This window comes from Sporacetigenium sp. TC11 (assembly GCF_058146105.1).
This window is the reverse complement of sequence record NZ_JBYVNY010000013.1, coordinates 74,977-98,858: the sequence shown is the minus strand read 5'-3', so window position 1 is coordinate 98,858 and position 23,882 is coordinate 74,977. Positions and strand designations below refer to the sequence as shown.

Here is a 23,882-nt window from a genome sequence, read left to right as displayed (position 1 = left end):
TCCGCCGCTAGGACCGAAGTCCTCGCTCGACTTGCATGTGTTAGGCACGCCGCCAGCGTTCATCCTGAGCCAGGATCAAACTCTCATGATAAACTTGGCATTACTTTTAAATAAATGGTGTTTAATTGACCTACTGTTTAATTTTCAAAGTTCAATTTTCTTATTCCTTTTTCTTAAGGACAAGTAATACTATATCATGTGTAAAAATAATCGTCAATACTTTTTATATAATTTTTTTCAAAATAAAATTATATATACTTATTTCACATAAATATATATAATTCTACCAAAATAATAAATATTTTTAAATAAGATTTTCAAATATCTACTAATTATTTAGCTATCTTTTCTGTATAGTAATATTCAAATACATAACTAGGAGTTTTAGATACTTCTTTATTTACTTTTATGACTTTACGTGTTTTTACATCTCCTATTGCCATTTTACAAAAATGAACCATAACTTGACCAACCAATAAAGATATGCTTATCAAACATATCCAGTTAATTAATAACATATAACTACTCCCCCTAAACAAAATAAAATAAAATAAAAAAATAATATACATTTAATAGATTTCTAAAACTTATTCCTATTTCCTTTAGTAAAATTATCGTATATATCTTCGGCGTTTTATTATATAATTCTATTTTATCTATAATATATTTAATATATACATAATAAGATGTCATTTAATTTGCTATTGTGTTGAATTTATAATATTAAAAAGCCCTCCTAAATCTAGGAAGGCCTTTTTCGTTATTCTTCGTTATTATTATTTGCCGAATTATTTATAGGTTTCATAGTTGGGAATAATATTACATCTCTTATAGACGGAGAGTTTGTAAGTAACATCATAACTCTATCTATACCTATTCCTAAACCGCCTGTAGGTGGCAATCCTACTTCTAGAGCATTTAGGAAATCTTCATCCAGCATTTGTGCTTCTTCATCACCTAATTCTCTTTTTCTTAATTGAGCCATAAATCTTCCTCTTTGATCTATTGGATCATTAAGTTCTGAGAATGCATTTGCAATTTCCCACTTATTTACAAATGCTTCAAATCTATTAGTTATAGTTGGATCATCTGGGTTTCTCTTAGCTAAAGGTGATACTTCTACAGGATGATGAGTTATAAACGTAGGTTGAATTAGATGCTCTTCTCCAAACTCTTCAAATAAAGCATTTATAACCTCTCCTCTACTCATTTCCGGTACTATTTCTATACCCTTTTGCTTAGCAACTTCTATAGCTTCTTCATCAGTTTTTATTGTATCAAAATCCACTCCTGCATAAACCTTAACAGCTTCTTGCATGCTCATCCTCTTCCAAGGAGGAGTTAAATCTATTTCTGTACCTTGGTAATTAATTTTAGTTGTTCCTAGTGATCTTTGAGCCATATAAGCTACTATATTTTCTGTTAATTCCATTATATCTTTATAATCTGCATATGCTTGATATAACTCCATTGCTGTATATTCTGGATTATGCTTTATTGACATTCCTTCATTTCTAAACATTCTACCCATTTCATACACTTTTTCGAATCCGCCTACTATTAGCCTCTTCAAATATAATTCATTAGCTATTCTTAGGTACATATCTATATCTAAAGTATTATGATGAGTTATAAAAGGTTTTGCTGATGCCCCACCTGCTATAGTGTTTAGTATAGGTGTATCTACTTCTAAAAATCCTCTTTCATCTAAATACTCTCTTAAAGCTTTTGTAGCCTTGTTTCTTATTAAAAATGCATTTTTAACTTCTGGATTAACTATTAAATCAACATATCTTTGTCTATATCTTAAATCTTGATCTTTTAATCCATGGTATTTTTCTGGAAGCACTTGAAGAGACTTAGATAGTAAAACTACCTCATTAGCCTTTACAGATATCTCTTCCTTTTTAGTTTTGAATACTTCTCCTTTAACACCTATAATATCTCCTAAATCATATGTAACAAAAATAGAATAATCCTCTTCTCCTATTCTATCTTGTCTTATATAACATTGTATTCTACCTTCTTGATCTTGAATATCTATAAAACCAGCTTTTCCTTGTATTCTCTTGCTCATTATACGACCAGCTATAGATACACTTTTCCCTTCAAATCCTTCAAAATCTTCTTTTATTTCAATAGAATGTTGAGCTTGATCATACTTTTCTACTTTGAATGGATCTTTTCCCATTTCCTGTAGTTTCTCAAGCTTTTCCCTTCTAATCTTTAACATTTCATTAAGATCTTCATCAGGTCTTACATTTTGTATATTTGGTTCTTCATTATTCATTTGTTATACCTCCATATTTATCTTCTTATTTCTAATATTTTAAACTTTGCAATACCATCTGGTACATGAACGTCGACTACATCACCTATTTTTTTTCCTAAAAGTGTTCTTCCAACAGGTGATTCATTTGAAATCTTGAAATCATATGGATCTGCTTCTGCAGAACCTACTATTGTATATTCTACATCTTCGTCGAATTCTACATCCTTTACTTTAACTATTGATCCTACTGTAACTACATTTATATCTATCTTAGACTCATCAATTATAACTGCTTTTCTAATCATATTTTCAAGTTTTATTATTCTTTCTTCTAGTTGAGCTTGTTCGTTTTTAGCTTCGTCGTATTCAGCATTCTCAGATAGATCCCCAAAAGATATAGCTACCTTTATTCTTTCAGCAACTTCTCTTCTTCTAACAGCTTTAAGAAATTCTAACTCTTCTTCTATCTTTCTATAACCATCTTCAGTTAATAATATTTCCTTTTTTTCCATAACCCCTACAACTCCTCTTTTAAAATATATTTAGATGTTTTTTCTAGATTTATACCTATTTTATTCCAATTTATTTATGCGCTATATTATAATCTACTATTATTGCTATGTCAAGGATTCCTCTTTGTATTGGCTCAATAGACCTATGACACCTTCAACGCTCTCTATTTTGTTTATTTCGTCTCTAATCTTTGCAGAATTTTTTAGTCCTTTGAGATACCATGATACATGTTTTCTCATTTCTCGTACAGCTATATACTCTCCATCTTCTTCTACAGCTAGTTGTATATGTCTTATAGCTGTATCTATTTTTTCCTCTAGAGTAGGTTCACACAGAACTTCTCCTGTTTTAATATAGTGATCTACTCTTTTAAATATCCAGGGATTTCCTTGAGATCCTCTTCCTATCATTATAGCATCACATCTTGTTTGATTAATCATGTTTATAGCATCTTGTATATCAAAAATATCTCCATTTCCAATTACAGGTATACTAACATTTTCTTTTACCTTTGCTATTATACCCCAGTCAGCTTTTCCAGAATAATATTGCTCCCTAGTTCTTCCGTGTACAGCTATAGCACTTATCCCTACATCTTGAGCTATCTTTGCTATTTCAATGGCATTTATATTATTCTCATCCCATCCTTTTCTTATTTTTAATGTTACAGGCTTTTTGGAGTTCTTAACTACTTCTTTTAGAATAGCTTCTGCTAATTTAGGGTTTTTCATAAGTGCAGAGCCATCTCCATTTTTAACAACCTTAGGTGCTGGACATCCCATATTTATGTCTAATATTTCATTCGGATATTCATTTAATATTTGAGCGGCCCTTCCCATAAAATCTACATCAGAGCCAAATATCTGCACTGCTACGGGATGTTCTTTTTTATCTATCCTCAGCATTTTCTTTGTATTTTCATCATCATAGCATAATGCTTTGGCATTTATCATCTCTGTATATAATAAACCACAGTTCATCTCCTTACATAACAACCTAAATGGCAAATCAGTAACTCCAGCCATAGGGGCTAGAAAAACATTGTTATCCAAATTAACATTACCTATTTTCATCATTAAATCTCCTTACTATACTATTATTATAATTTATATATTATCCTAATATTTTAATCTTTCTTGATATATACTTTTCTATTTATTATAAAAAAAGAATTGGAATAAAATATCCAATTCTTTCTTATTATTCTCTATTTTTATCATATATTATTCTTAATCCTTCTAGAGTTAAGAACTTATCTACAGAATCTATTCTATCGGTTTCTGATGCTATTAAAGATGATAATCCACCCGTTGCTATTACTTTAACATCTTTATTTTTAAATTCTAGTTTCATCATATCTATAATTTTATCTACTAATCCTACATAACCATAGATTATCCCTGATTGCATTGCAGAAACAGTATTTTTACATATTGCCATCCCTGGTTTTGCTAGTTCTACCCTAGGAAGCTTCGAAGCCCTTTGAAATAATGCTTCACTAGATATTTTTATTCCAGGAGCTATAGTTCCTCCTAAGTATTCTCCTTTTTCAGATAGCGCACAAAATGTTGTAGCTGTGCCAAAATCAATTATAATAAGAGGAGTTCCATACTTTTCAATCCCTGCAACAGCATTTACTATCCTATCTGCCCCTACTTGCTTTGGATTGTCATATTTTATATTTAATCCGGTTTTTACACCTGGCCCTACTATTAAAGGTTGTTTTTTACAGTATTTTATGGAAAAATTCTCAAGAGAATGCATAACATTAGGAACTACAGATGATATTATTACATCTTTTACATTCTTTAGATTTAATCCATCAAACTGAAATAAATTATTTATAAGCACTCCATATTCATCTGATGTTTTCTCTTTATCAGTGCTTATTCTCCAGTCTTTTAAAAGCTTCTTTCCCTCATATACACCTAAAACCATATTGGTGTTTCCAACATCAAATACTAAAAGCATCTATTTTGACCTTCTTTCTAATTTTTGCCTGCTTTTAAAGCCGTTATGACACCCGTTACAACTAATGTGGATACTATAGCCTCTGGTATTCCATTAGTTGTTCCTATTCCTAAGATAATAGCTCCTGCTGAACTAGTGTCTCCTCCTATAGCTTTAACAAATTGAGCGGCATATAATATATATATCATACCTAAAACGCCTATGGTATTTGTCAGAGAGCCAATAGCTCCTGTTATAATAGCAGCTACTGTTTTGTTTTTAGTTGTTTTTATTATGCCAGTATACACATAATAAGAAGCTATACCTATAAGTATTCTAGGTAAAACAGAAACTAGTGGGTTTATAAATGCAAACGAAGTTATAGTTGGATTAGTTATAGCTTGCATTAAGCTAGTTAACCCAAATATAAGCCCTATTGCAGCTCCTACTATAGGTCCTTCCATTACAGCTCCAATTATAACTGGTATATGCATGATAGTGGCCTTAGTTGGTCCAATAGGTATATATCCTAATGGAGTCATTGATAATATTATAGATATTGCAGATAGCATACCTATAATTGTCATTCTTCTTACATTAGTTCTTCTAACACTGTTTGCTTGTATTTGCATAATAATGCTACACCTCCGTTCCAGCTCTTTATAGATGCCGGACAATTTTTTAGTTTTCAAAATAATATTGTATTTTAATACAGTCAAGCTCCATTTTTATGGATGCCAGCTACAACAAATTTATTTTATCAACTATGTATACAATTGTCAATTATTCTGTATACAATTATTCTTATTACTTATATATCTCATTATAAGATACTATATCTTTTATACCTTGTGCACTTTTTATAGCATTTATTATACTTCTTTGAACTACTTCTACAGCCATTGAGCCTACTAGATTTATATCAGCTTCAACTTCACCCGTTGCTAAGGTAAATATTGTATCTCCATCGTACATGGTGTGTATTGGAAAGATAGCTTTAGCATAACCATCGTGGGCCATTTGCGATGCCTTTTTACATTCTGACTTATTTAATTTTGCATTAGTTACTACAACTCCTATAGTAGTATTGTCTATAGAAAATCCACCTTTGTTTAATCCATTTTTCATGCTTTCATATGTATTTATAAATGTCTTTTTGTTTTCATCTAGTGTACCAGCTATTATTTTTCCATCTTCATATACATCTCCAAAGGCATTTACAGCTATTAATGCAGATACAACGAGCCCATTATCTAATCTTATCGAATAACTTCCCACTCCACCTTTTGTTACATAGTTCATACCATTAAGCTTTCCTACAGTTGCCCCACACCCCGCTCCATAATTACCTTGATTTAATTCCATAGTAGAGGCTACTTCACAAGCCTTATATCCCATATGGATATCTGGCCTTGATTTATAATCACCAACAGCTAGGTCAAATAATACAGCACCTACAACTATAGGCACTTTAGTCACTCCTACATCAAACCCTATACCCTTTTCTTCTAAATATTTACTTACTCCACATGTAGACTCTAGTCCAAATGCTGACCCTCCTGACAAAACAACTGCATGGACTTTATCTATTAAATTTATAGGATCTAATAAATCTGTTTCTCTAGTGCCTGGAGCAGCTCCCCTTACATCCACACTACATGTAGCGCCATTTTCACATATTATAACAGAGCAACCTGTTAATCCATTCATATCCTGAACTTGTCCAACTTTTATTCCTTCTACATCTAGTATATTATTATACATATCCCTCTTCTCCTCTTATAGATACTTCTCCTGATATTATTTCTTTTACACTATTATCCTCAAATTGTACAATAAGATTTCCATCTTTATTTATATCTATACATTTAGCCCTTGTTTTCTCACCATTTTTTAATAAGTATATATTTTTATTCAAAATTGCAGAGTATTTTTTACATATGTTTAAAATTTCTTCTTTGTCTTCGTTATATATATAGTTATTATATAGATTTTCGAATTCCATTAGTATTTCTCTAACTATATCTATTCTAGATAACTTATATCCTTCTTTATACAGAGATGTAGCTATATTTTCTATATCTTCATCAAAATCTAATGTTTTAATATTCATTCCTATGCCTAATACTACATAATTTACTTTATCTATTTCGGCTGCCAATTCAGTCAATACTCCACATATTTTTTTATTATTAATTACAATATCATTAGGCCACTTAATACTGCTTTTTACACCTAACTTATTCAAACTTTTTACAATACTTGCACCTGCTATTAATGTTATAAACGGACAATCGTATGGATTTATATCTGGCTTTAGTATTATACTCATCCATACTCCATCTCCCTTTCTAGAATACCACTTACGCCCCATCCTTCCTCTGCCTTTTGTTTGTTCTTCACTTATTATAACTGTACCATTTTCCATGTCATTTGCTATTTTCTTTGCGTAATCATTAGTTGAATCTATAGTATCAAAATGAAGTATATTTCTTCCTATAAATTTGGAGTTTAAGTTATATGTTATATTTTCTCTTGTAAGTATATCGTTTGGAGTCTCCGATATCCTATATCCTTTTTTATTTATAGATTCTATATTATATCCTTTATTTTTAAGAGTATTTATATGTTTCCATACTGCGGTTCTAGATATTCCTAGTAATTCAGATATTTCCTCTCCAGAAATAAAATCTTTATTTTTATCTAATAATATTTTAAGTATTTCTTCTCTCATACATACACCTCTCTTATAAATTATACTATCCTTGTAATTAGAAGAAGCTTAGTATATAAGATACTAAGCTTCTTACTTTAACTATTTTACATTACTTTTTTATCCAAATAAACTCAATAATATACCAGCCGCTACTGCAGAACCTATAACACCTGCTACATTAGGTCCCATAGCATGCATCAATATAAAATTTCCTGGATTTTCTTCTTGAACTACTTTTTGCGATACCCTTGCTGCCATAGGAACTGCTGATACACCTGCTGATCCTATCAATGGATTTATTTTTTCCTTGCTGAAGATATTCATTATCTTAGCAAATATAACTCCAGCAGCAGTTCCAACCCCAAACGCTACAACTCCTAATATAAATATAAATAATGTTTGAGCACTCAAAAATATTTCAGCTTGTGCAGAAGCGCCAACTGATAATCCTAGGAATATAGTAACTATATTCATTAACGCATTTGAAGCTGTGTCAGATAATCTATCTGCTACACCACATTCTTTTAGTAAATTCCCAAACATCAACATTCCTATTAAAGTAGCTGCAGCTGGTAACAATAATGAAACTAATATTGTAACTAGTATTGGGAATATTACTTTAACCTTTTTAGAAACAGGTTTACTTTGTTTCATAACTATAGCTCTTTCTTCTTTAGTAGTTAAGGCTCTCATTATTGGCGGCTGTATAATAGGTACTAGTGCCATATATGAATAGGCTGCAACTGCTATAGGAGCTAATAGATGTGGCGCCAACTTTGTTGTCAAATATATAGCTGTAGGTCCATCTGCCCCTCCGATTATACCTATAGAAGATGCTTCTTGAGCAGTGAATCCAAATAGCAAAGCTCCTATAAATGTAAAGAATATACCAAATTGAGCAGCTGCTCCTAATAATATGCTTTTAGGGTTAGATATAAGCGGACCAAAATCAGTCATAGCTCCTACCCCTAAAAATATTAAAGGAGGGAATATTCCAAGTTCATCTCCTTGAAATAAATAATAAAGCAATCCCCCTGGTGTTTGTGTATTTATGTTACTTTTAAAAATACCTTGTTGTGCATTTTGAGCATCTTGCATATTTTCTGGATTTAAAAACTGTATCAATGTACTTGGTTCAGACATAACTCCAGATAGAGGAAGATTTGAAAGTAGCATACCAAAAGCTATAGGTACCAATAATAAAGGCTCAAACCCTTTAGCCATAGCTAGATATAATAATACACATGCTACTATTATCATAACTAGCTGACGCCAATCCATATTAAAAATCCCCATTGTCTGTGTAAAATTATATAAAACTTCTCCCACCGGTCAGTCTCCCCTCTCCATGACTTCTCTTTTGTAAGATTATTATTATTTAAACGAAACTAATACATCTCCCGCACTTACCGACGATCCCTTAGATATATTTACAGAAGCTATAACCCCATCTACAGGAGCCATTATTTCATTTTCCATTTTCATAGCTTCTAATATTAATAACACCTGGCCTTTTTTAACATTATCTCCTTGTTTAACCTTTACATCATTTATAGTCCCTGGCATTGGAGCATTTATAACATCTCCTCCTTGTATCGAAGATGCTTGAGGAGTTGTTTCTACTTTTGGGTGTGCTGTTGGTAACGGTTGTGCTTGTGGTTGTGTTTTTTCGACTACTGTTGGTCTTGAAACTTGAGATGATGAAGTTACTCCAACTTCTTCTACTTCAACTTCATACGTATTTCCATTAACAGTTATATTATATTTTTTTATCATTTTATTTTCCTCCCACATTTTATCTAGGCTATTCCATAGTGTCTAATACAGTCCTGCTCTGCCAATTCCCTTGGATATTGTTAGTTCTAATTATTCTTCTTACTATAATAGTATTATCTGAATTTCCTCTTGACGCTACTATAGCTGCAGTTATAACTGATACTAACTCCTCTATATTCTCTTCCTTAGGTTGAGTATTGTTTAATATAGTCGTAGCTTGCTCTTGTTGAGTTTTAATTTCTATTTCTTTTTTCTTAGGCTCTTTTTGTAATAGCTTTATAAAAAATTGTATTAATATCAATACTATAAAAACCATTACCATTGATAATACAGTTACTATTATCCCACCTAAAAATAATTGTCCTATTGTAAGTGACGATATATCATTTTTCATTAAATTAAGCAATTCACTTATATTCATATTTTACCCACCTTCCTATAGAGGTATATTACCGTGCTTTTTAGGAGGCCTTACTTCTCTTTTAGACGATAACATATCAAATGCATCAGCTAGCCTTATTCTTGTGATAGCTGGCTCTATTATATCATCCACAAATCCTCTCTCTGCTGCTTTATATGGAGTTGCAAATTCATCAGTATACTCTTTTATTTTTTCTTCTCTTGTTTCTTGAGGAGTTGATGATTCCTTTATTTCTTTTCTGAAAATTATATTAGCAGCTCCTTGCGGACCCATAACTGCTATTTCTGCACTTGGCCATGCAAAAACCATATCTGCACCTAAATCTTTAGAACACATAGCAAGATATGATCCTCCATAGGCCTTCCTAGTTATTAATGTTACTTTTGGAACAGTTGCTTCACTATAAGCATATAGCATTTTAGCTCCATGTCTTATAATTCCCCCAAATTCCTGTCCTGTTCCTGGTAAAAATCCTGGAACATCTACTAAACTTAATATAGGTATATTAAATGCATCACAAGTTCTAATAAATCTTGCAGATTTATCAGATGCATTTATATCTAGACAACCAGCCATAACTTTTGGCTGATTAGCTATTATTCCTATAGATTCTCCATTTATTCTAGCAAAACCAATTATTATATTTTGAGCAAAATATGGCTGAACTTCATAAAAATCTGAGTTGTCTACTATCTCATAAATTATTTCTTTCATATTATAAGGTTTATTAGAATTTTCCGGTATTATATTTTCTAATCCCTCTATAACTCTATTCGGTGTATCTCCATTTTCTATTATAGGAGTTTTCTCCGAATTATTTGACGGTAAAAAACTCAATAATTTTCTTATTTGCTCTAGACAATCCTCATCATTAGAAGCCATAAAATGCGCAACTCCTGATGTTGTATTATGAGTTGATGCTCCACCTAAAGTTTCTGCAGAAACATCTTCTCCTGTAACAGTTTTTATAACTTGAGGTCCAGTTATAAACATTTGACTAGTTTTATCTACCATATATGTAAAATCCATTAAAGCAGGAGAGTATACTGCGCCTCCAGCACAAGGCCCCATTATAGCTGATATTTGGGGTATAACACCAGATGCTAATGTATTTTTATAGAATATAATTCCATACCCAGCTAAAGCATCAACTGCCTCTTGTATCCTAGCTCCTCCAGAATCATTTAACCCTATTACTGGAGCTCCTACTTTTAAAGCTATATCCATTACTTTTACTATTTTTTTAGCATGCATTTCTCCTAGAGATCCGCCTAGTACAGTAAAATCTTGGGCGAAAGCATAAACTAATCTTCCATCAACTTTTCCATAACCAGTAACAACACCTTCACCTTGAGCCTCTTGCTTTTCCATGCCAAAATTAGTGCATCTATGTTTTACAAAAGCATCTATTTCTACAAAACTATTCTCATCAAAAAGCAAATTCAATCTTTCTCTTGCTGTTAATTTTCCGGATTCATGTTGTTTTTGAATTCTCTTTTCTCCCCCACCTGATTCTATCTTTCTTCTTTTTTCTCGAAGGAGATGCAATTTCTCTTGTGACATCAGATTACCCCCTAAAGTAAAATTATTTTCGTTCACTTAATTCTAAAAGTATTCCATGAGTACTCTTTGGATGACAAAAAGCTATCTTTGCTCCACCTGCTCCATATCTTGGAGATTCATCTATCATTTTATAACCTTTAGATTTAACTTCCTCTATAGCAGTTTCTATATTATCTACTCTTACTGCTATATGTTGTATTCCCCCTCTTCCACCATTTTTTTCTATGAACTTAGCTATAGGCCCATCTTCAGTAGTGGATTCTAATAGCTCTATTTCACTGTCTCCAACTGGCAAAAATGCAACTTTAACCTTTTGATCTTCAACTACTTCAGTTCCACCACACTTAAGCCCTAAAACTTCTTCATAAAACTTTAATGTTTCTTCTAGATTAGTAACAGCTATTCCTATATGATCAACTTTGCTTATATGCACATTTATTCCCCCTTAGAACTTACATAGCTTTTATTTGTTAATTTATTAAATATCATTTCACTTATTGTATATGGGTCTAATTCTTTATTTATAGTTTTTGCCAACAGCTCATCTATTTCCCTTGTATCTTCCATAGATTTTACTAAATTTTCTATCTTTCTATATATCAGTTCTTTTAACTCTAATTTATTTCGCTCTAACCTTTTTTGAGTTAAAATATCATTATTAATTAGATAATCTCTATGACCTAATATATTATCAACAGCTTCTTCTATTCCTTTACCATCCTGAGATACAACCAAACTAACAGGCGGCCTAAATTCCCAGTCTTTTTTAAAATCTAACATCATTTCTATCTCTAATGAAGTTTTTTTAGCTCCATCTTTATCTGCCTTATTAACAACAAATACATCAGCTATTTCCATAACTCCAGCCTTTATAGCTTGTATATCATCCCCTAATCCCGGAACCATTACAATAACAGTTGTATCTGCTGTTTTGACTATATCAACCTCAGACTGACCTACTCCTACGGTTTCTATAAATATATAATCACATCCATAGGCATCTAATATCTTTATAGCTCCCTGAGTAGCTTTTGACAATCCACCCAAACTGCCCCTAGTTCCCATAGATCTAATAAAAACTCCTGGATCTAAACTTAAGTCATTCATTCGTATTCTATCTCCAAGTATTGCTCCCTTTGTAAAAGGGCTTGTAGGATCTATTGCGATAATTCCAACTTTTTTACCTTGTTTTCTGAAATGCTTAGCAACTTTATCAGTAAATGTAGATTTACCAGCTCCAGGAGGGCCAGTTATTCCAATAACATAAGCTCTACCTGTATATTTATAAACTTCTCTAAGTAAATCCAAGTATCCTTTAGACTCATTTTCAACCATAGTTATAAGTCTAGCACAAGCCCTTTTCTTACCATCTATAAGTTCTTGAACGAGAGTATTAATATTAGTAGTAACCATCTACTCTAACGGTCTCTTTAAGTTATCTTTTATGAATTTTATGGTAATAGAAGTTGTAGTACCTGGAGTAAATATTTCAGCTATCCCTTTTTCTTTAAGGAAAGGTATATCATCATCAGGTATAACCCCTCCACCTACCACTAATATTTCATCATAAGCGCCTTCATTCTTAAGTAATTCAACTACTTTTGGCAATAGGTGATTATGCGCTCCAGATAGTATGCTCATAGCTACTACATCAACATCTTCCTGTATAGCAGCTTGAACTATATGTTCAGGCGTTTGTCTAAGCCCTGTATATATAACTTCCATTCCAGCATCTCTTAATGCTCTTGCTATAATCTTAGCTCCTCTATCATGACCATCTAATCCTGGTTTCGCAACTAATACCCTTATAGGTCTCATTTTATATCCCCCTCAAATCACGTTTTTTGATTATATCATAACAGTTTGCTTATACTCTCCAAATTCTTCTCTCATTACTCCACATATCTCCCCTAATGTTGCATAAGCTCTAACAGCATCTAATATGTATGGCATCATATTTTCATTTGAATTACAAGCTTTTCTTAATGCTTGTAGTGTCTCTTTAACTCTATCATTATCTCGCTTATCTTTTAGTTCATCTATTCTTTGTTTTTGTCCGTCACCTACAGTTGGATCAACTTTTAATAATCCCTTTGGTGAATTCTCTTCTATTTGGAATTTATTAACCCCTACGATTATTCTCTTGTTATCTTCTATCTCTTTTTGATACTTATAAGCACTTTCCATTATTTCTTGTTGTATAAATCCTTTTTCTATTGCGGATGGTGCTCCACCTAATTCGTCAATTTTGCTTATTAGGTTCATAGCTTCTTCTTCTATTTGGCTAGTTAAGCTTTCTATGTAGTATGATCCTGCTAATGGATCTATACTATCGGCAACTCCACTTTCATTAGCCACTATTTGTTGAGTTCTTAATGCTACTCTTACTGAATCTTCAGTTGGTAAAGCTAATGCCTCATCTTTTGAGTTAGTATGTAGTGATTGAGTTCCCCCTAGAACTGCTGCTAATGTTTGAATAGCGACTCTAACTATATTATTCTCTGGTTGTTGAGCCGTTAATGTACATCCAGCTGTCTGAGTATGGAATTTAAGAGCCCATGACTTAGGGTTCTTTGCATTAAACCTTTCTTTCATTATTTTAGCCCATAATCTTCTAGCTGCTCTAAACTTAGATATTTCTTCTAACATGTTGTTATGTGAATTAAAGAAGAAAGATAATCTTGGTGCAAAGTCATCTATATCAAGGCCAGAGTCAATCGCCGCTTGAACATAAGCTATCCCATCTGCTAATGTAAAGGCTACTTCTTGAACTGCATTAGCTCCTGCTTCTCTTATATGGTAACCTGATATACTTATAGTGTTCCAATTTGGGACATTCTTTGAACAATAATCAAATATATCAGTTATTAATCTCATCGATGGCTGAACAGGGAATATATATGTGCCCCTTGCTACATATTCCTTTAATATATCATTTTGTATAGTTCCCCTTAATTTGTCTGGACTAACCCCTTGTTTTTCAGCAACAGCTATATACATAGCAAGTAAAACTGATGCTGGCGCATTTATAGTCATAGATGTAGAAACCTTATCCAATGGTATTCCATCAAATAACATTTCCATATCTGCTAATGAATCAATTGCAACTCCTACTTTCCCTACTTCACCCTCAGATATTGCATCATCCGAGTCATACCCCATTTGTGTAGGTAAATCGAATGCAACAGATAATCCCATAGACCCTTGATCTATAAGATATTTGTATCTCTTATTTGACTCATCTGCTGTAGCAAATCCTGCATACATTCTCATAGTCCAAAACTTACCTCTATACATTGTAGGTTGAACGCCTCTAGTAAACGGATATTCCCCTGGGTATCCTAAGTCATTCTCATAGTCGATATTTTGAATATCTAGTGGAGTATATAGTCTTTTTACTTGTTCCCCTGTATCGAATTCAAAACCTTCTTTTCTTTCTGGAAATCTTGATAATGTTTTCCCAACCTTTTTTTCTTCCCATTCTTTAAACGACTCTTGTATAGAGTTAATATCATTATTCATTCATAACCCCCCTTAGTTATTTTATTTAACTATATTTTACCATAAAAAAGAATAATCTGTTGCAGATTTCTGTATTTTTTGAAGATTAAATTGCAAATGTTTTTGTAAGCTTATATAGAGATTAGCTTGTCTAAACTATTATATGTGCAGTTTATACCTTATTATGTTAGGTGTTTTTGTCGTTTTAATTGTTTTGTTAGCTAATATGTGAATGATACTTTTTTTTCATTGTTCCAAATTTTAAGAATCTTCCATCCTAATATAAGGTACCTTCTATTTATATGGAGTAGATTGCATTTCTATTCCATATGTTATAAAACCAAAGTCCATATTATCTCCTCTTTTTTGAACTTACTATTATATATTCAATAAAGAGATATATTACCATTATAAATTTTTTGCAAAATAATAAGGCTAGAATTTTATTCTAGCCTTATTAAATATACTATTCTTTTTTATTGTCATTATCTATATTTTCTTCTTGAACTTCTTCACTAGTTGCAGCAGTATCCTCATATAAAGACAACTCCCCATTAAATGCCTTTGCAAATTGATCAGCATCTAATGTTTCATATTTTAAAAGTGCTTTTGCCACATTGTGTAACTTATCTAAGTTTTCTTCAAGTATGCTCTTTGTAGATTTATGTGCCTCATCTACTATAAATTTGATTTCGCTATCTATTTGTGAAGCAACTTCTTCAGAGTAGTTTCTCTTACTAGCAAAATTATTTCCTACAAATACCTCGTCAGAAGGATCTCCAAAGGCCATAGGGCCGAGCTTTGAACTCATACCATATCTAGTTACCATGTTTCTAGCAGTATCTCCAACTCTTTCTAAATCGTTTTGAGCTCCTGTTGATACATCTTCAAGTACAATTTCCTCTGCAACTCTACCACCTAATAAAACTATTATATTTTCTTTCATTTCATTTTTAGTAGCATAGAACTTATCTTCCACAGGTAATTGCATAGTAAATCCACCAGCTCTACCTCTAGGTATTATAGTAACTTGATGTACAGGGCTTACATTAGGCAATAAGTGAGCTGCCACTGCATGACCTGCCTCATGATATGCTGTTAACTTTCTTTCTTTTTCGCTTATTACTCTAGATTTTTTAGCTGTACCAGCTATAACTTTTGTAATAGATTCTTCTATAGTTTCCATATGGATTTTCTTTTCTCTTTTTCTTGCCGTAAGTATCGCTGCTTCATTCATTAAATTTTCTATGTCAGCTGGAGTAAATCCTGGAGTTCTTCTTGCAAGAACTTTTGGATCTACATCATCTTCTAAAGGCTTATTCTTAGAATGAACTTTAAATATAGCTTCTCTACCTTTAACATCTGGAGGACCTACAACCACTTGTCTGTCAAATCTACCTGGTCTTAATAATGCTGGGTCTAATATATCCGGTCTATTTGTAGCCGCCATTATTATAATTCCTTCATTTACTCCAAAACCATCCATCTCAACAAGTAACTGATTTAGAGTTTGTTCTCTTTCATCATGGCCTCCACCTAGTCCTGCTCCTCTTTTTCTACCAACAGCATCTATTTCGTCTATAAATATTATAGCAGGAGCATTTTTCTTTGCTTGCTCAAATAAATCTCTTACTCTTGATGCACCAACTCCAACAAACATTTCAACGAAGTCTGATCCACTTATACTGAAAAAAGGAACTCCTGCTTCTCCAGCTACAGCTCTTGATAAATAAGTTTTTCCTGTACCTGGAGGTCCTACCATAAGTATACCTTTAGGTATTCTAGCACCTAACTCGATGTATTTTTTAGGATTTTTCAAGAAGTCTACAACTTCTGCTAAATCTTCTTTTTCCTCTTCTAATCCTGCAACGTCTTTAAAAGTAACTCTGCTTTTTTCATCGTCCTTATGCATCTTAGCTTTAGACTTTCCAAAGCTCATTACTTTACTTCCACCACCTTGAGATTGTTGCATAAATACAAACCAAAATATAACAAATATTAAAATAGTAAATATTGAAGGTAGTATTTCAAAGAACCATGGTGTAGTTGCCGGTGGATCACCAGCTACAACAATTTTTCCATCTGCAACTTGTTGTAATACTTCATCTGAAAAAGTATCACCTTCCATAGCCTGTGGTATGTACGTTTTAAATTTTTGATTAGTACTCTTAATAGTTCCTTCTATTGTTCTATTATCTAAAAAATGTATATTAGATATATCTTCACTTACTAATGATTTATATGCTTCAGAAAATTTTATATCCTCCACTTGTTCCGTTGGTTTACCATAAAATTGAACTATAGCAACTATTACTACAAATATTAATAAATAAAAACTTGCTCCCTTAAGAAATTTTTTCAAAAAGAGCCCTCCTTCCTAGATTGTTTTATAATATTTTTAGAGGTATTTAAAGCATATTTTTAATACTTCCTTTGTGCTAGTATCTACCTTATAACTTTCACTATCTCTATAAGTCCCAACACACATAATACCATTTTGATCAGCCATTATCGGTATATTATTTCTTTGCTCTTTCGGTATCTTTAGGTCTATAAATAAGTCTTTTATTTTTTTGTTTCCTCCTAAACCAGAAATTCTTATTTTATCTCCAGGCTTTCTATTTCTTATTACTATACCCCCTTCTACTTTATCTACATCAAATAATTTTGCATTTTTATCACTTTTCATATTTTTAATCTTATCTATATTTAATATTTTACTTTCAACTACCATATTTAATTCCTTTATTTTTATATATCCGTTAGTAGGAATATTATAACAGTATTCTACATCTTCATGTACAATTTCTTTATTGGTTATAGATATATAACTTTTATTTCTATAAACAATTATACCCCTAGGTAAATTAATTTTTTTATTTAGTTTATCTTCATATTCCATTTCTAGAACATCATCTATATGCTTTTGTTCTATTCCCTTTAGATTTCCTAATATGTAGTCTATACTCTTTCTTATTATTCTACTTTTTATTGACTTATGATACATATGGAAACTTTCTACATATATATTTATATTCTCATTTTCTCTTTCACATACCTCTTCAAATGCCTTGCTACATTGAATATCTATGTAGTCATTGTCTTCTTTTATAGTATGACTCATTCTAACTAAAGCATCTGTTATATTAGGATTAAAATTCTCTTTCATATAAGGTATGAGTTCTAGTCTTATTTTATTTCTAGTATATACACTTTCTAAATTACTCTCATCTATTCTAGGATTTAAATTGTTAGCCTCACAGTATCTTTCTATCTCATCTCTGTGTATGTCTATTAAAGGTCTTATTATTCCATCTTCTCTTTTATAACTAATACCTTTTAGTCCTTGTAGCCCTGTTCCTCTCATTATTCTCATAAGCACAGTTTCTGCTTGATCATTTAAATTATGAGCTATTGCTATTTTATTTGCACCTGTTTTTTCTTTTATTTGAAAAAACATTTCATATCTTAATATTCTAGCTCCTTCTTCTATAGATAACCCATGGTCTTTACAATAAGAAGGAACATCTATAGATTTTACAAAATATATTATATCAAGTTCATCACATAGTTTAGAAACATACATAGCATCCTTTTGTGCTTCTAGTCCTCTTATTTGATGATTTAGATGCGCTGCATATATTTCTATATTTAATTCATCTTTTAATGATTTTAATATATGTAAAAGACATACTGAATCAGGTCCTCCAGAGAGCCCTAATACAATTTTATCTCCTTTTTGTATTAAATCATGATCTACTATAGTACTTCTTACCTTATCTATAATCATAATTCTCCCTCTTAAGCTCAAATTTAATATAAATTATTAACTTTAATATATTTTCTATAGAATATGTTTAATCCCTTGTAATATTTTACAAAAAATAAAAATATGTATACATACTATAATAACAAATAAATTAAATAAAAGGTAGTGTTTTACACTACCTATTCTAAAACATTTGTTGAATTAGTACTCCAATCTTACTTCCAACGATAACACCAAATATACCTAATACACCTGATAATACTGGAGGCGCTGGTATCGGAAGATCTAACTTTTCAAATATAGCTCCTAATATTGCTCCAGCTATAGTTGCTAGTAATATTGTTAATATCCATTGAGTTGTCATTATTTACGCCCCCTTCTTTTTAAAGTATTTTTGCGTTATATATGAACCTGACCAGATACCAAATATACCCATAAACCCGGGTATATTTCCTGGAGCTGGTATAGGAAGATAAACTAGTTGGAATATAACTCCTACTATTAATCCAGCAACTAAGGATACTATACACCCTTGTAATCCACTCATAATTTCACATCCTCTTTTATTTAGTCCTTGCTACAATTGTTTAATGTGTTTTTTATCAGTGTATTTATGCTACTTGATATTGCTATAAAACTATATAGTTCATCTTTGCCTAGATATCTTATTATATTTATTTCTTCATACCTTAATATCATCTTAGATATTTCATTTAATTCTTTAATTAATATATCTTCCTTTTTATTATATTTAATTTTTTCATAAATATTTATAGTTTTATCTACTATTTCTTTTAGCTGTTTACTTATATTATTTATATTGAATTTTTCTATATCAACATATATTTTGTCTAAACTTAATACATTTATTATGGTTTCTAATCTAGTATATATATATATTATCTCTTTGTTATTTATTGAATTTATACTTTTTATATTGAATTCAATATCCATTTTTTGAATTTCCTTTAATATATCTATATAATTATTAGATGTAGAATAAAAGTTTATATATCCATTGTCCGACACTACTACTTTATAATATTTATTTATTTCAGGTTGTATATACTCATTTATAGAAACTCCTATATCATACGGTGCCTGTTTTAATATATTAATTAGTTTAAAAGATAAATTTGTATAAAAGTCTCCATTTTTCTTATCTTTATTATTTCTAACTTCTACTTTTATATCTTTTATATCTTTATATTTTAGATATTCTCTTAATGCATGGTATATATGTTCCATATTTTTCCCCTAGTTCACATTTATATTTATACTGTTGTTTGCCTCAAATAATCCATCTATTTTTATTTTGTATTTTATATATATACTTATTTTATTTTCTTCCTTTATGCTTATATTTATGTCATCTGTTAATATTTCCATGTTAAAAATTCCTTGTGCAGTCTCATATTTAGAAATATAATTTTTGTTTTTGCCAAATTCCATTGTAGAATTATTTTTACCAAAACGTTTTATAGTAACTTCATTATTTTGAATTTTTATTGTTGTAGTAGTATTTTCCATTCCAGTTATTTCTGATTCTTCATAAGTTACATATATATTATTATTTTTGCTATATAATTTAGCTTCACTTATAAACTCCATTGTATCTTTATCGCCATATTCATTTATCTGTTCAGATTTAATCTTAATCATAACTTTTTGCATAATATCACCTCAAAAACTAAATATAAACTTTAGATTTTATTCAATCTAAAGTTTATATTTAAAAATTAATATTTTTGTATTTCTATTTGTTCTATATTCTCTATATGTTTATTTAAAAACCCTTGACCTATATATGAAAATTTATCTGGTGCGTCAGAAACATAATAGCTATAGTATGGCTCAGCGTCTTCTTCTCTCAGTAAATTTTCATCTGATAATATACTTTTTAAATCTTTAGCTGTTTCTCTAGCTGGATTTACTAAAGTAACCTTATCTCCCATTACTTTCGATATAGTGTTTATAAGTAGAGGATAATGTGTACATCCTAATACTAAAGAGTCTATATTCGAGTCCTTTAACTCTTGTAAATACCTTGTTGCCGTCAAATAGGCTACCTCCGTATCAGACCATCCTTCTTCTGCTATAGGTACAAAAAGTGGGCATGATTTTCCCAATATATATATAGATTTGTCTAATTTATGAATTTCTTGTTCATAGGCCTTTGAGTTTATAGTTCCTTCTGTACCTATTACTCCCACCTTATTATTTTTTGTCATTTCAACCGCTGTTCTAGCTCCAGCTTCTATAACCCCAACAATAGGCATATTATAGTGTTGTTGTGCTATAACTAAACTTGTAGCAGTTGCTGTATTACAAGCTATAACTATAGCCTTTACATTTTTTGTTAACAGAAAGTTTATAGCTTGAAATGTATATTTTATAACTGTTTCTTTTGATCTAGGTCCATATGGAACTCTGGCTGTATCTCCGAAATAAATTATATTTTCATTAGGTAAAATATCCATTATTTCCTTTAAAACAGTCAAACCACCTAGCCCTGAATCAAATACGCCTATAGGATTATTTATCACTGTCTATACACCTCTTGATTTCTTTTCTTTACTATTTTCTATAGCTAGTTCTATAAGCTTATCTATAAGCTTAGGATATGGTAAATTTGTAGATTCCCACATCTTTGGATACATACTTATATTTGTAAAACCTGGCATTGTATTTATTTCATTTATATATATTTTATTAGTGTTTTTTTCTACAAAGAAATCCACTCTAGAAAGTCCAGATCCGTCTATTGACTTAAAAGCTTCAACTGCCATCTTTCTTATTTCACCCAGAATATCTTCGTCTACAGGCGCTGGGATTATAATCTTAGATGCACCATTTATATATTTATCTTCATAATCATAGAATTCTTTAGCAGGAACTATCTCTCCAGGTATAGATGCATAAACTTCTTCATTACCTAAAACAGCAACTTCAATTTCTTTAGCATTTACTCCTTGCTCTAATACTATTCTCTTATCGTATTTTAAGGCCTCTTCTATTCCTTTTATAAGTTCTTCTCTGTTATTAGCCTTCGATATTCCTACACTAGATCCTAAGTTTGCAGGTTTTACAAATATAGGATAATTCAAATTAGATTCTATTTTAGTTATTTCTTCATCTTTATTTTTATTAAATTCCCACTTTGTAGTATAAGTATACTCTACTTGAGGAAGATTTGCTTGAGAAAATACCTTTTTACATATTAACTTATCCATGCCCACACTAGACGCTAAAACTCCACATCCAACATAAGGTATTCCACTTATCTCAAATAGACCTTGAATAGTACCATCTTCTCCGTAAGGTCCGTGTAAAACCGGGAATAAAACATCTAATTTTACAATCTTTCCATCTTCAAATTTTAAACCTATCTCTTTATTTCCAACAGGTATCAAGTTTATTTCTACATTTTCACGGGCTTCTTCTATCCATTTGCCATTTTGTATATTTTCTTGTATTCCTTCATAATACAGCCATCTACCATCTTTAGTTATTCCTATAGTATATATATTATATTTTTCTTTATCCATAAACTTGTATATTGATGATGATGATGCAAGAGATACTTCATGTTCTCCAGATTGTCCGCCAAATATTAAGCCTATATTTAATTTCATCATAATCCACCCTTCTCTTTTATAATAATTTTTTCATATATATTGCTATGATTATTATTATATGCAACTAGTTACTTAAATGATTATAGTTGATTCCGACAAAAAAATAAAGGAGCAAATTAATGCTCCTTATCTTGGTATTTGAAAAATTACTATTTGGCAAATACGTGGTTACCTATTCTTTCATGGGGTTCTAGTGTTTTTATCCAACTACAAGTTGCTATATCTGGATTCCAGTAAAATACGGCTCCCTTAGTAGGATCTTGTCCTTCTAATGCTTCCCTTGCAGCTTGTATAGATGTATCTGTAGGTGATAAATTTATTTGTCCATCTGATACTGCTGAAAAGGCTTTAGGCTGATATATTACATCTTTTATAGTTTTGGGAAATCTTGGGTCTTGTACTCTATTTATTACCACCGCTGCCACAGCTAGCTGGCCTTCATATGATTCTCCTCTTGCTTCACCAGTTATAAGCTTTGATAATAAATATAACTCGTCATTACTAAAGCTTATTACTTCTTTAGCTTCTGGTTCTCTATTTATTTGTTCTCTTTTTATTTGTCCTCTATTTGTTTCTTCTCTTATTTCTTCTTTATTTATTTCTTCCTTGTAATAACTTGTATTGAAATCTAAGTTATATGCATAAGTTGTATTAAAAGAAAAGCTAGTTATTAACATCATAGTAAGTATTAATATAGTTCTAATAATAAATGACCGCATAATTTTCACTCCTTATTGTGTTATCATATTATACTCTTTTTCACTTAACACGCTTCTGAGATTATCTTCTATTTCTTCATCGGTTATGCTATTATCTGCAAGTGATGACTTCTTATCTTTTAATTTTTGAATGACTTCTATTATTTTAAAATTTAATTCTTTATTTTCTACATTTGTGCTTACTTGATCTGCTATTATGTTATACTCTCGTTCACTTAATTCCTTTTTAGAATTATAGCTTTCTTCTTGACTTGGTACACTATTATCTGCAAATGATGCATTATCATTTTTTATTTTTTGGATAATTTCTATTATTTTAAATTTCAATTTTATATCTTCTATATTTGTTTTTTCTTGTGATGCTATCATACTATATTCTTTTTCACTTAATACCTTTTTTAGGTTATTTTCTGTTTCTTTACCTGTTATACCATTGTCTATATCTACAAAACATAATGGAGGAAACATAACACACCACCAGTTTTTGCCTTTACCTTCTCCTATTACTACTTTTAAAGCTTTATATTTACCTGCTGGTAAAACTATATTTGAATATTGTTTTGTTGGAAAATTACTATATCCAAGTTCTGCTTTCACATCATATTTATATTTATTTTCTTTAATTACTTCGTTTGAAATTTCTACTATCTTTCCTTTATTTTCATTTATTATTTTTTCACTTTCTTCTATACTTTTTGATTTATCTAACATAGGGTCTAAATAAGCTATAATTTCATCTCTAACTTTGAGTTTTAATTTTTGATCTTCATCAGAATCACTATTAGCTATAACATGGAATCTTATTAATTTTTCTTTAAAAACAGGAACTGCCTTATCTACCTTTTCCATTTCATTTTTTATATAAACAGTTGTACTACCTATTATTATCAACAGTAGAGTAAATAACATTACTAACTTTTTTCTTATTTTCATTTTTTATCCCCCCAATTTATATTTACATTTGAATTATCCCCATTTATTTTTCATTTATACATATTTTTAAATACTTTTTAAAAAACTTATTTTTCCCATTCACAAAATTTT

General features: G+C 30.7%; 26 protein-coding genes and 1 rRNA gene. All 27 read right to left on the bottom strand.

The window, feature by feature from the left end:
- Nucleotides 1-91 (bottom strand): 16S ribosomal RNA (locus ACUSRV_RS15365); the annotation flags it as partial.
- A gap of 241 nt (nucleotides 92-332) precedes the next feature.
- Nucleotides 333-518, bottom strand: a complete 186-nt coding sequence (locus tag ACUSRV_RS15360) for a hypothetical protein (protein ID WP_490142848.1) — start codon at nucleotides 516-518, stop codon at nucleotides 333-335.
- Between the two features lie 242 nt (nucleotides 519-760).
- Nucleotides 761-2,233 (bottom strand): lysine--tRNA ligase, encoded by a 1,473-nt coding sequence (gene lysS, locus ACUSRV_RS15355; protein WP_490142850.1) that lies wholly within the window; start codon nucleotides 2,231-2,233, stop codon nucleotides 761-763.
- A 74-nt stretch (nucleotides 2,234-2,307) separates the two neighbouring features.
- On the bottom strand, nucleotides 2,308-2,784 hold the full coding sequence (greA, locus tag ACUSRV_RS15350; protein ID WP_490142847.1) for a transcription elongation factor GreA: 477 nt from the start codon (nucleotides 2,782-2,784) through the stop codon (nucleotides 2,308-2,310).
- Nucleotides 2,785-2,889: 105 nt separating this feature from the next.
- Complete coding sequence (gene dusB / locus ACUSRV_RS15345; protein ID WP_490142846.1) at nucleotides 2,890-3,858, bottom strand: tRNA dihydrouridine synthase DusB; 969 nt, start codon at nucleotides 3,856-3,858, stop codon at nucleotides 2,890-2,892.
- Between the two features lie 127 nt (nucleotides 3,859-3,985).
- Complete coding sequence (locus ACUSRV_RS15340; RefSeq protein WP_490142845.1) at nucleotides 3,986-4,756, bottom strand: type III pantothenate kinase; 771 nt, start codon at nucleotides 4,754-4,756, stop codon at nucleotides 3,986-3,988.
- A 17-nt stretch (nucleotides 4,757-4,773) separates the two neighbouring features.
- Nucleotides 4,774-5,367, bottom strand: a complete 594-nt coding sequence (locus ACUSRV_RS15335) for an ECF transporter S component (protein ID WP_490142844.1) — start codon at nucleotides 5,365-5,367, stop codon at nucleotides 4,774-4,776.
- Between the two features lie 175 nt (nucleotides 5,368-5,542).
- Nucleotides 5,543-6,499 (bottom strand): P1 family peptidase, encoded by a 957-nt coding sequence (locus ACUSRV_RS15330; RefSeq protein WP_490142843.1) that lies wholly within the window; start codon nucleotides 6,497-6,499, stop codon nucleotides 5,543-5,545.
- Nucleotides 6,492-7,469, bottom strand: a complete 978-nt coding sequence (locus ACUSRV_RS15325) for a biotin--[acetyl-CoA-carboxylase] ligase (RefSeq protein WP_490142842.1) — start codon at nucleotides 7,467-7,469, stop codon at nucleotides 6,492-6,494. Before ACUSRV_RS15325 ends, ACUSRV_RS15330 begins: the two co-directional genes overlap by 8 nt.
- Before the next feature lie 99 nt (nucleotides 7,470-7,568).
- Nucleotides 7,569-8,780 carry a sodium ion-translocating decarboxylase subunit beta gene (locus ACUSRV_RS15320; RefSeq protein ID WP_490142841.1) on the bottom strand — a complete coding sequence of 404 codons (1,212 nt, stop codon included), beginning with the start codon at nucleotides 8,778-8,780 and terminating at the stop codon, nucleotides 7,569-7,571.
- Between the two features lie 45 nt (nucleotides 8,781-8,825).
- Nucleotides 8,826-9,227, bottom strand: coding sequence for a biotin/lipoyl-containing protein (locus tag ACUSRV_RS15315; protein WP_490142840.1), 402 nt, complete (start codon nucleotides 9,225-9,227; stop codon nucleotides 8,826-8,828).
- Between the two features lie 28 nt (nucleotides 9,228-9,255).
- Complete coding sequence (locus ACUSRV_RS15310; RefSeq protein WP_490142839.1) at nucleotides 9,256-9,648, bottom strand: OadG family protein; 393 nt, start codon at nucleotides 9,646-9,648, stop codon at nucleotides 9,256-9,258.
- Nucleotides 9,649-9,663: 15 nt separating this feature from the next.
- Complete coding sequence (gene mmdA / locus ACUSRV_RS15305) at nucleotides 9,664-11,211, bottom strand: methylmalonyl-CoA decarboxylase subunit alpha (RefSeq protein ID WP_490142838.1); 1,548 nt, start codon at nucleotides 11,209-11,211, stop codon at nucleotides 9,664-9,666.
- Between the two features lie 22 nt (nucleotides 11,212-11,233).
- A complete protein-coding gene (gene mce / locus ACUSRV_RS15300; RefSeq protein ID WP_490142837.1) occupies nucleotides 11,234-11,644 on the bottom strand; it encodes a methylmalonyl-CoA epimerase in 411 nt (136 codons plus the stop codon).
- A 2-nt stretch (nucleotides 11,645-11,646) separates the two neighbouring features.
- The gene (meaB, locus tag ACUSRV_RS15295; RefSeq protein ID WP_490142836.1) at nucleotides 11,647-12,624 is read right to left on the bottom strand and encodes a methylmalonyl Co-A mutase-associated GTPase MeaB; all 978 of its coding nucleotides are present in this window, start codon (nucleotides 12,622-12,624) and stop codon (nucleotides 11,647-11,649) included.
- Nucleotides 12,625-13,029: a cobalamin B12-binding domain-containing protein gene (locus tag ACUSRV_RS15290; RefSeq protein WP_490142835.1), complete on the bottom strand. Its 405-nt coding sequence runs from the start codon at nucleotides 13,027-13,029 to the stop codon at nucleotides 12,625-12,627. It abuts the gene before it with no gap.
- Nucleotides 13,030-13,059: 30 nt separating this feature from the next.
- Nucleotides 13,060-14,733, bottom strand: coding sequence for an acyl-CoA mutase large subunit family protein (locus ACUSRV_RS15285; RefSeq protein ID WP_490142834.1), 1,674 nt, complete (start codon nucleotides 14,731-14,733; stop codon nucleotides 13,060-13,062).
- Nucleotides 14,734-15,178: 445 nt separating this feature from the next.
- Nucleotides 15,179-17,074, bottom strand: coding sequence for an ATP-dependent zinc metalloprotease FtsH (ftsH, locus tag ACUSRV_RS15280; RefSeq protein ID WP_490142833.1), 1,896 nt, complete (start codon nucleotides 17,072-17,074; stop codon nucleotides 15,179-15,181).
- A 36-nt stretch (nucleotides 17,075-17,110) separates the two neighbouring features.
- On the bottom strand, nucleotides 17,111-18,502 hold the full coding sequence (gene tilS / locus ACUSRV_RS15275; protein WP_490142832.1) for a tRNA lysidine(34) synthetase TilS: 1,392 nt from the start codon (nucleotides 18,500-18,502) through the stop codon (nucleotides 17,111-17,113).
- A 163-nt stretch (nucleotides 18,503-18,665) separates the two neighbouring features.
- Complete coding sequence (locus ACUSRV_RS15270) at nucleotides 18,666-18,845, bottom strand: XapX domain-containing protein (protein ID WP_490142831.1); 180 nt, start codon at nucleotides 18,843-18,845, stop codon at nucleotides 18,666-18,668.
- A gap of 3 nt (nucleotides 18,846-18,848) precedes the next feature.
- Nucleotides 18,849-19,028 carry a XapX domain-containing protein gene (locus ACUSRV_RS15265; RefSeq protein ID WP_490142830.1) on the bottom strand — a complete coding sequence of 60 codons (180 nt, stop codon included), beginning with the start codon at nucleotides 19,026-19,028 and terminating at the stop codon, nucleotides 18,849-18,851.
- 20 nt (nucleotides 19,029-19,048) lie between these two features.
- Complete coding sequence (locus ACUSRV_RS15260; RefSeq protein ID WP_490142829.1) at nucleotides 19,049-19,729, bottom strand: hypothetical protein; 681 nt, start codon at nucleotides 19,727-19,729, stop codon at nucleotides 19,049-19,051.
- A gap of 9 nt (nucleotides 19,730-19,738) precedes the next feature.
- A complete protein-coding gene (locus ACUSRV_RS15255) occupies nucleotides 19,739-20,155 on the bottom strand; it encodes a YwiB family protein (RefSeq protein ID WP_490142828.1) in 417 nt (138 codons plus the stop codon).
- 65 nt (nucleotides 20,156-20,220) lie between these two features.
- Nucleotides 20,221-21,027 (bottom strand): glutamate racemase, encoded by an 807-nt coding sequence (murI, locus tag ACUSRV_RS15250; protein WP_490142827.1) that lies wholly within the window; start codon nucleotides 21,025-21,027, stop codon nucleotides 20,221-20,223.
- A gap of 3 nt (nucleotides 21,028-21,030) precedes the next feature.
- Nucleotides 21,031-22,119 carry a D-alanine--D-alanine ligase gene (locus ACUSRV_RS15245; protein WP_490142826.1) on the bottom strand — a complete coding sequence of 363 codons (1,089 nt, stop codon included), beginning with the start codon at nucleotides 22,117-22,119 and terminating at the stop codon, nucleotides 21,031-21,033.
- A 149-nt stretch (nucleotides 22,120-22,268) separates the two neighbouring features.
- Nucleotides 22,269-22,838: a cell wall hydrolase gene (locus ACUSRV_RS15240; RefSeq protein ID WP_490142825.1), complete on the bottom strand. Its 570-nt coding sequence runs from the start codon at nucleotides 22,836-22,838 to the stop codon at nucleotides 22,269-22,271.
- Between the two features lie 12 nt (nucleotides 22,839-22,850).
- A complete protein-coding gene (spoIIR, locus tag ACUSRV_RS15235) occupies nucleotides 22,851-23,771 on the bottom strand; it encodes a stage II sporulation protein R (protein WP_490142824.1) in 921 nt (306 codons plus the stop codon).
- Between the last annotated feature and the right edge of the window lie 111 nt (nucleotides 23,772-23,882).

Bases quoted from the DNA above. Each gene is read 5' to 3' on its own strand.
- ACUSRV_RS15360 (WP_490142848.1), bottom strand. From the start codon at position 518: ATGTTATTAATTAACTGGATATGTTTGATAAGCATATCTTTATTGGTT.
- lysS (WP_490142850.1), bottom strand. From the start codon at position 2,233: ATGTTAAAGATTAGAAGGGAAAAGCTTGAGAAACTACAGGAAATGGGA.
- greA (WP_490142847.1), bottom strand. From the start codon at position 2,784: ATGGAAAAAAAGGAAATATTATTAACTGAAGATGGTTATAGAAAGATA.
- dusB (WP_490142846.1), bottom strand. From the start codon at position 3,858: ATGAAAATAGGTAATGTTAATTTGGATAACAATGTTTTTCTAGCCCCT.
- ACUSRV_RS15340 (WP_490142845.1), bottom strand. From the start codon at position 4,756: ATGCTTTTAGTATTTGATGTTGGAAACACCAATATGGTTTTAGGTGTA.
- ACUSRV_RS15335 (WP_490142844.1), bottom strand. From the start codon at position 5,367: ATGCAAATACAAGCAAACAGTGTTAGAAGAACTAATGTAAGAAGAATG.
- ACUSRV_RS15330 (WP_490142843.1), bottom strand. From the start codon at position 6,499: ATGTATAATAATATACTAGATGTAGAAGGAATAAAAGTTGGACAAGTT.
- ACUSRV_RS15325 (WP_490142842.1), bottom strand. From the start codon at position 7,469: ATGAGAGAAGAAATACTTAAAATATTATTAGATAAAAATAAAGATTTT.
- ACUSRV_RS15315 (WP_490142840.1), bottom strand. From the start codon at position 9,227: ATGATAAAAAAATATAATATAACTGTTAATGGAAATACGTATGAAGTT.
- ACUSRV_RS15310 (WP_490142839.1), bottom strand. From the start codon at position 9,648: ATGAATATAAGTGAATTGCTTAATTTAATGAAAAATGATATATCGTCA.
- mmdA (WP_490142838.1), bottom strand. From the start codon at position 11,211: ATGTCACAAGAGAAATTGCATCTCCTTCGAGAAAAAAGAAGAAAGATA.
- meaB (WP_490142836.1), bottom strand. From the start codon at position 12,624: ATGGTTACTACTAATATTAATACTCTCGTTCAAGAACTTATAGATGGT.
- ACUSRV_RS15290 (WP_490142835.1), bottom strand. From the start codon at position 13,029: ATGAGACCTATAAGGGTATTAGTTGCGAAACCAGGATTAGATGGTCAT.
- ACUSRV_RS15285 (WP_490142834.1), bottom strand. From the start codon at position 14,733: ATGAATAATGATATTAACTCTATACAAGAGTCGTTTAAAGAATGGGAA.
- tilS (WP_490142832.1), bottom strand. From the start codon at position 18,502: ATGATTATAGATAAGGTAAGAAGTACTATAGTAGATCATGATTTAATA.
- ACUSRV_RS15270 (WP_490142831.1), bottom strand. From the start codon at position 18,845: ATGACAACTCAATGGATATTAACAATATTACTAGCAACTATAGCTGGA.
- ACUSRV_RS15265 (WP_490142830.1), bottom strand. From the start codon at position 19,028: ATGAGTGGATTACAAGGGTGTATAGTATCCTTAGTTGCTGGATTAATA.
- ACUSRV_RS15260 (WP_490142829.1), bottom strand. From the start codon at position 19,729: ATGGAACATATATACCATGCATTAAGAGAATATCTAAAATATAAAGAT.
- ACUSRV_RS15255 (WP_490142828.1), bottom strand. From the start codon at position 20,155: ATGCAAAAAGTTATGATTAAGATTAAATCTGAACAGATAAATGAATAT.
- ACUSRV_RS15245 (WP_490142826.1), bottom strand. From the start codon at position 22,119: ATGATGAAATTAAATATAGGCTTAATATTTGGCGGACAATCTGGAGAA.
- ACUSRV_RS15240 (WP_490142825.1), bottom strand. From the start codon at position 22,838: ATGCGGTCATTTATTATTAGAACTATATTAATACTTACTATGATGTTA.
- spoIIR (WP_490142824.1), bottom strand. From the start codon at position 23,771: ATGAAAATAAGAAAAAAGTTAGTAATGTTATTTACTCTACTGTTGATA.